Genomic DNA, 2,287 nt, shown 5'->3' with positions numbered 1-2,287 from the left:
AGCCGCCGCAGAATCTGGTCGCCCGCGACATGGGCGCGGTGCGCTACGTCGCCTGCGCGTCGCCCGCGTTCGCGGCCGCGCACGGGATGCCGGCGAGCCTCGGCGCGCTGGCCGCCGCGCCGGTCGTCACCGCGACGGTGATGGGCCGGCAGCTCCGCATCGCCGCGTATCTCGGCGACGAACGCCACGAGGTGCTGCTCGAGCCGACGCTGATTTCGGAGAACTTCCTGTTCCTGCGCCAGGCGATCCTCGCGGGCATCGGCGTCGGCATCGTGCCCGACTACGTGATGCAGGACGACCTGCGGCACGGCACCGTCGTCACGTCGCTCGATGCGTACCGGCTCAGCATCTTCGGTACCCACATGTACATGCTGTACATGCCGAACCGCCACCACACGCGCGCGACTTCCACGTTCATAGAGTTCATCCTCGAACAGGCCGGAAAGACCGGCCGGGGCGGGCCCGGCGGGATGCGTCAGGGTTTCCTGACGGATGACAAGCCGCCGGGCACGCGGCGACAATAGCGCGCCGGGGCGGGCCGCACCGTTGCGCCCGCGCCGACGTCAACGTCAACATCAACACCGCCGCCTCCTTCGAATTCACTGCTGCCGAGGGTTCAATGTTCGACCGGATTCGTCCGCATTCGCGTCCCTGGACGCTGCTCGCCGCCGTCGCGTTCGTCGCGTTGAACACCGGCTGCACGTCCCCGTCCGCGCCGTCGGGCGCCGTCGTCCCGGTCGCCGCCGCGTCGGGCGCGGCCGTCCCGCTGCCCGGCGTACACGCGCCCGAACTGTCGTCCGGCTGGACCGACAAGTCGGGCTGGACCTCGCAGCACTTCATGATCGCGGCCGCGAACCCGCTCGCGACGCAAGCCGGCTACGACATGCTGAAGGCGGGCGGCACCGCGATCGATGCGGCCATCGCGACGCAGATGGTGCTCGCGCTGGTCGAGCCGCAATCGTCGGGGATCGGCGGCGGCGCGTTCATGCTGTACTTCGACGGCAAGACGACGCAGGCGTACGACGGCCGCGAAACCGCGCCGGCCGCCGCGACCGAGCGCCTCTTCTACGGCCCGACCGGCCAGCCGATGAGCTTCTACGAAGGTGTCGTCGGCGGGCGCTCGGTCGGCACGCCGGGCGTGCTGCGCATGCTCGACGCCGCGCACCGCGCGCACGGCAAGCTGCCGTGGCGCCGGCTGTTCCAGCCGGCCATCCGGCTCGCCGAGCGCGGCTTCACGATCAGCCCGCGCCTGGCGATGCTGATCGCGAACGACAGGTACCTGAAGAACGACCCGGCCGCCCGCGCGTACTTCTACAACGCGGACGGCACGCCGAAGGCCGCCGGCACGGTGCTGAAGAACCCGGCGCTCGCGACCGTGCTACGCCAGGTCGCCGACCGCGGCGCGAACGCGTTCTATGGCGGCGCGATTGCGCGCGACATCGTGACGAAGGTGCGCAAGCACCCGACCAACCCGGGGCTGCTGTCGCTGCAGGATCTCGCGCGCTACAAGGCGAAGGTGCGCGCGCCGCTGTGCGCCGACTACCGGCGCTCGGTCGTGTGCGGGATGCCGCCGCCGTCGTCGGGCGGCCTCGCGATCGCGCAGATGCTCGGCATCCTGGAAGCGATGCCCGACTGGCAGCAGATCGGCGCGCAGAAACCGGTGCGCAACGAGGTCGGCTACGAGCCGACGCCGTTCGCCGCGCACCTGTTCAGCGAAGCCGGGCGCCTCGCGTACGCGGACCGTGCGCGCTACGTGGCCGATCCCGATTTCGTGCCGCTGCCGGGCGGCACCTGGGCGAGCCTCACCGACAAGACCTATCTCGCGCAGCGCGCGCGGCTGATCGGCGACACCAGCATGGGCGTCGCGCAGGCCGGCACGCCGCAGGGCGCGGCGCTCGCGCTGGCCGACGACCGCAGCCCCGAATTGCCGTCGACCTCCGACATCGCGATCGTCGACCGCTACGGCCAGGCGCTGTCGATGACGACCAGCATCGAGGACGCGTTCGGCTCCCGGCTGATGGTGCGCGGCTTCATGCTGAACAACCAGCTCACCGATTTCTCATTCGCGTCGAACGACAACGGCCGGCCGATCGCGAACCGCGTGCAGCCGGGCAAGCGACCGCGCTCGGCGATGTCGCCGGAACTCGTGTTCGACAAGAAGACGAAGCAGGTGACGATGATCGTCGGTTCGGCCGGCGGCCCCGCGATCATCAATCACGTGACGAAGACGCTGGTCGGCGTGCTCGACTGGGGCATGACGATGCAGCAGGCGATCGCGCTGCCGAAC

2 protein-coding genes are annotated in these 2,287 nt (G+C 70.5%); both read left to right on the top strand.

Annotated features, from left to right (window positions below; all coding sequences use genetic code 11):
- The coding region (locus tag JMF90_RS33975) for a LysR substrate-binding domain-containing protein (RefSeq protein ID WP_236598092.1) at positions 1–524 on the top strand (524 nt) is incomplete at its 5' end.
- Between the two features lie 95 nt (positions 525–619).
- A partial coding sequence (locus tag JMF90_RS33970; RefSeq protein ID WP_201326064.1) for a gamma-glutamyltransferase family protein occupies positions 620–2,287 on the top strand: 1,668 nt, incomplete at its 3' end.

The sequence above is a fragment of the Burkholderia sp. E168m23 genome (assembly GCF_016586125.1).
GTDB classification, from domain to species: domain Bacteria; phylum Pseudomonadota; class Gammaproteobacteria; order Burkholderiales; family Burkholderiaceae; genus Burkholderia; species Burkholderia orbicola.
The sequence above is the reverse complement of the archived record's forward strand: the minus strand, read 5'-3'. Positions and strand labels throughout refer to the sequence as shown.